Below are 5,307 nucleotides of genomic sequence, written 5' to 3'. Positions count from 1 at the left end.
GTTTTTGCTGTTTTTTCTCTTCCCGTGCTCGGTTTTTTTGATCACATCGGTGGCATGTTTTACCATACCCCTTGTGGCCACACGGGAATGTTTTCTTTCGTCTTGGCATAAGACAGTAGTTCGGGTTAAACTCCCTAACCCGCTAATTAGGCTTCGGTGTAAGGCATTCCATAAGAAAAAGGCAATTAGGGGGGGGTAGTTGAACAAGATGGCAACTGATATCCCCTGGTATTTTATGTTAATTCAACAACTGCATCTATTTGAAGATTGTGCTGTTAGCATGGGGAAATCAGCTATCCAATCGGGTTTTTTGATGCCTTGAGTTCCCAACCAGCGTGTATTTACTGGAATTTGTATTATCCTTTGCTGATACTATTGATGTTGTGTGGCTGTCAACAAGCTCAGCCACAGGTGTCTGTTGAACCCCCTCTGCCCCAAGACCCTTGGGTTCAGGCTTACTTTAATCATAGTAGGTCAGCCCAATACACCGATCCTTACCGGGGAGTAACTCGGGAGGGAGATAACTTGGAGCAAGTGATTGTGGATGCGATCGCATCAGCAAAGTCAACAGTAGATGTGGCGGTTCAGGAGTTGCGTATGCCCAGAATTGCCCAAGCTTTAGTAGAACGTAAGCAAGCTGGTGTCAAAGTCAGAGTCATTTTAGACAATAACTACAGCCTTCCGGTCAGTAAACTAACCGCTGATTCAGTAGCAAAACTGCCCCAAAGAGAACGCTCACGCTACAATGAGTCTCTAAAATTGATCGACCGTGACGGAGATGGTCAGCTGAGTGCAACGGAAATTTCAGAAGGAGACGCTTTAATCATCTTAGGAAATGGTGGTGTACCTATGATTGATGACACAGCGGATGGTTCTCGAGGCAGTGGCTTAATGCATCATAAGTTTATAGTTATTGATAAGAAAGTTTCTATTATTACCTCAGCCAACTTCACTCTTAGTGATCTACATGGTGACTTTCAGTTTCGAGACAGTCGTGGCAATCCCAACAATCTACTCAAGATTGACAGTGTAGAGTTAGCTAACCAATTCACCCAAGAATTTAACGTGATGTGGGGGGATGGTGCTGGCGGTAAACCAGACAGTAAGTTTGGTCTCAAGAAGCCATGGCGACCAGTAGAGCAGGTGAGACTGGGGGATACAACTGTGGGGGATACAACTGGGGGGGATACGACTGTGGGGGATACAACTATCGCGATACAATTCTCCCCAACCTCCACTACCAAACCTTGGCATCAGAGTAGCAATGGTCTGATCGCTCAAATCCTTCCTCAGGCTAGGGAAACCATTAACATCGCTTTATTTGTCTTTTCCGAGCAACGGCTAACTAATGTTTTAGAGGAATCCCATCAACAGGGTGTGAAGGTCAAAGCGCTAATTGAGCCAAGTTTTGCTTTTCGCTATTACAGTGAGGGTTTGGACATGATGGGAGTAGCTGTTGCTCACAAGTGTAAATATGAGACTGGTAACCGTCCTTGGCGTCAACCGATTGCTACTGTCGGTGTGCCTCAGTTGCCAGAAGGAGATGTCTTACATCACAAATTTGCCATTCTTGATGGAAAGACAGTGATTACGGGCTCTCACAACTGGTCAAAAGCAGCAAATACCAGGAACGATGAGACGGTATTAGTTATTCATAGTCCTATGGTTGCTGCCCATTTTGAGCGGGAGTTTCAACGCCTCTATGGCAAAGCAGTGAAGGGAGTACCAGTTAGAGTTCAGCGAAAGATTAAAGCACAACAACAAAAATGTGTGCCTCTTGACCCATATTCTTGAGTAGAGCATACTATTGAATAGTTGGCATGATGGGTTATACCCCTCAATTAAATAGATGTGTTATATCAAGTGCAACATTTAACCTGTACAAACCTACTCACAAGCAGATAGGACGATGGTATAGCATTAGTTTTAACTAATGGTTGTTGCCGACAAAGCAATGCCAAAAACATTGCGCTGATTTTCTTAATGGAGGCTCTGTTGCCTACTCTCAAACCGCACTGTAACTTCACTCAGTCCATTATTTTACGTCGCTTAACTTACGACCAGCTGCCAAGGCTTTTAGTTCTTCGTTGGGCGGTAGTGTTCTCTTGTTAAACAAGTTACTAACTTATTTTATTATAAAACAGTGGATAATGTTTGACAAGGTTTAGAGAGCTATAAGGCTAATAGTTGCACCTCCGGTTAATCACTTTTAAAATAGTCTGTGGTTTTTTGTCGTTAGTGATCAGTCATTGATAAAACGTCCACCAATCTGTCATGGCCTTTTCATAAATCGGTTTTGTCCGAGCAAAAAAGCGTGATTAATTATCAAGGAATTATTAAGTATTCAACCGGACAGGAGATTAGTTGACCGCAGTTTTATGGTGCTGGGCATTTAACTTGCGGATTTAATCGATTAAATCAATTGATTTAAATTAACTGCTAATGGTGCGTTTTCCAATGGCTGGGGAACCTGGCCTTGGGTCGCACCTTTTCTTGAAAACCTTCTTAGACCGAACACTAAACCAGCTTTTTTCCTTAACACAGGTTTGCGCTGAGGTTATCTGAGGTTTTGGGGCTCAATAATACCAAGTAGGTAATACTGCTCGACCTGCTAACCTTAATCGATATCTAGGGTTTCCTGGGTGTCAGAAATTCTCAAAGCTGTTAGGAGCAGCAAAACTAAGTTATTGAATTGCTTGACGACTTCTATGGCAAATGCCACCTGGACTCGCCGCCATATTCTTGCCCTGGCTGATTTTACGCCAGATGAATACAATACAGTGTTACAAACTGCCGCTAGCTTTCGGGAGGTATTGTCCCGACGAACCAAAAAGGTACCTGCACTACAGGGTCACGTGGTTGCGAATTTGTTTTTTGAACCATCAACCCGTACTCGTAGCAGTTTTGAACTAGCGGCTAAACGTCTTTCTGCTGATATCCTAAACTTTGCACCAGGAACGTCTTCCTTAAGCAAGGGCGAAACGATTCTTGATACAGCGAAGACTTACCTGGCAATGGGAACTAATATGATGGTGATTCGCCATCGGCAGGCGGGAGTTCCTCAAATTATTGCTACTGAGATGAATCGACTCGGTGTCCAGGTAAGTGTACTTAACGCTGGTGATGGTCAACATGAACATCCTTCTCAAGGATTGCTGGATTTGTTTACAATTTGTTCTTGCTTAGACTGGGATAATCCCCGGATAGAACTGCTTGCTGGAAAAAAGATTACCATTGTTGGAGATATTTTGCACTCACGAGTTGCCCGTTCCAATATCTGGAGTCTGCTTGCGACAGGGGCAGAGGTTCATCTCGCTGGACCACCTACCCTACTTCCGCAATTATTTGCTGAATACAGTAGTACTCGTCTCCAACAACCTAGGCAAAAGCAACAGCAACAGTTATGGGCTAAGTCTAGCCTTGGTCAACAGCGGCAGTACACCGAAACCCCTGTGATTGTAGAAGCAACGGTACCGATCACAAGTCAAGCCAGCCATTCCCTTACCTCTACGCAACAGTTACCAATTACCCATCCTAAGCTCTATGTTCACTGGGAGATTGAACCAGCACTAAAAGATGCTGACTTTGTAATGACCTTGCGGCTGCAAAAAGAACGTATGACGAATCATTTGTTGCCTAGTTTGAGAGAATATCATCAGCGTTATGGGATTACCCGGGAGCGCCTCCAACTTTGCCAACCCAACGTTCACATTCTCCATCCTGGTCCAGTTAACAGAGGCGTTGAAATTAGTTCTGAGCTGATGGATGATCCCGATATTAGCTTAATTCCTCAACAGGTGACTAGTGGAGTTGCGGTTAGGATGGCGTTGCTTTACTTAATCGGTAGTGGTAAGTTCTAAGGGTTAGAATCAGCAAACTAGAATCTTTACTTTGGTCTTAGAATACATCAATTACGCCAAGGTAAACCTTGACCATTACCCGATCTAACTGACGCCTGTACCAAACCCAAAATAAATTCTAGCAATCCTCTCCACTGCTGTTGACTAGCAGTGACTCCTTGCTTGTGGATGTGTAGAATCAAATCTCGATCAGGATGGTTAACAATTTCCTGAGCATAGCGGTTGATTACATCACCATCTAGTTGAATCACAGTTTGGGCGCAAATTAAATCATTGATTGACTTGACATTTGCCCGTTGGTGTGAATTAGTTTTTAGCAATGCCTGATTTCGACTATCCAGTGCTGCTTTCAGTTCACTGAGCTTACGCAAACAACGCAAGAAACGATTGTTCTTAAGAATCTGTTGCGCTTGAAGCATTTCCTCAGAACTGCTGGTTTTAGTAGGGTTTGGTAGTCGGGTGTTAATTTGGTGCAGTTCTACTGTGGGATCGGTGAGGATTTCTTGGCCTCCTCTAGCCTGCTCTAGAACAGTGGGATCATACAAGGGTGAATTGGGATCACTCAAAAGCACGGTGTACTCTAGTTCCAAGGTTTTACGTAACTCAAGGTAGCGATCGCGTAAAGACTGATGAATTCCCTGTTGCTCTAGATAGTCTGCTGAGATCGGGTAAATATCCCGGTAGGTTTCCCAGGGGATAAATTTATCTCCCTTAATTTCCTCCACTACCATGGTGTTAACTTCTAAGGCTGTGATGTCAATCAAGACATCCCCCAAAGAGCCATAAAATTCATCAAGGGTTTGACCTAATCTAGAGGTAACATCAGGTGCGACCCGTGGCGAATTAAATTCGCCAAGGTCAAGCCCACCTCGTTTTAAAGGTGATATTGCATCAGTAGTTGCTGGTTGCTTAAGGTTTCTGGTCTTGGTCACGGCCATGGTAATGATATATGAACTACCCTAAATATAGGTGGAGGAATGCTCGATTTCGACTCCTCTATGGAATCAAAATCGACCTAGGGCAATCTGTGTATGCCACGGGCGAAGTCTCAGGCAAAGCTTACTGCTTATCCTTTAGCACCAGAAAAAGCTAATTACGCCCAGATGAATCCTCTTTTTTACGTGGTTTCTTGATAAATAGTGACTCTTCCAGGCTAGACCAATTATCATCATCAAGTTTGATCGGCTCAGATTCATTCTGTTGTGCCACAGGAAAGTCAAACAAATCTTCCATGAGTTCTTCAGATGCCTGCTGTGATTGATCGGTGATATCAGAGATTTCTAGAAACGGATCTAACTCTTGAGATTGATCCTGATTAAAGTTATGGTCATCAGTTAGCTTATTTGTCAGTTCTGAAGTATCTGGATTTTCCGAAGGTGCCGATAGCTCCAAGCTATTTCCTAGAGATGGATAAGATTCCAGTTCATCAGTTGGGAAATCATCCCAA

The 5,307-nt window shown here is 43.7% G+C and carries 4 protein-coding genes; 2 read left to right on the top strand and 2 right to left on the bottom strand.

The features are described from left to right. Window positions 1–363: 363 nt before the first annotated feature. Window positions 364–1,794, top strand: coding sequence for a phospholipase D-like domain-containing protein (locus F6K51_RS35050; protein WP_365940557.1), 1,431 nt, complete (start codon window positions 364–366; stop codon window positions 1,792–1,794). Between the two features lie 914 nt (window positions 1,795–2,708). Then, window positions 2,709–3,860, top strand: coding sequence for an aspartate carbamoyltransferase catalytic subunit (locus F6K51_RS35045; protein ID WP_293030157.1), 1,152 nt, complete (start codon window positions 2,709–2,711; stop codon window positions 3,858–3,860). A gap of 47 nt (window positions 3,861–3,907) precedes the next feature. On the opposite strand, the gene F6K51_RS35040 is transcribed toward F6K51_RS35045, so the two are convergent. Both F6K51_RS35040 and F6K51_RS35035 read right to left on the bottom strand, forming a co-directional pair. Continuing rightward, window positions 3,908–4,798 (bottom strand): hypothetical protein, encoded by an 891-nt coding sequence (locus tag F6K51_RS35040; protein WP_293030154.1) that lies wholly within the window; start codon window positions 4,796–4,798, stop codon window positions 3,908–3,910. Window positions 4,799–4,949: 151 nt separating this feature from the next. Then, window positions 4,950–5,307: hypothetical protein (locus tag F6K51_RS35035; RefSeq protein WP_293030152.1), on the bottom strand; the 358-nt coding region annotated here is incomplete at its 5' end.

This window comes from Moorena sp. SIO3I8 (genome assembly GCF_010692325.1).
Classification (GTDB): Bacteria; Cyanobacteriota; Cyanobacteriia; order Cyanobacteriales; family Coleofasciculaceae; genus Moorena.
Note: the sequence above shows the minus strand (reverse complement) of the source record. Positions and strands in the feature narration are given on the sequence as shown.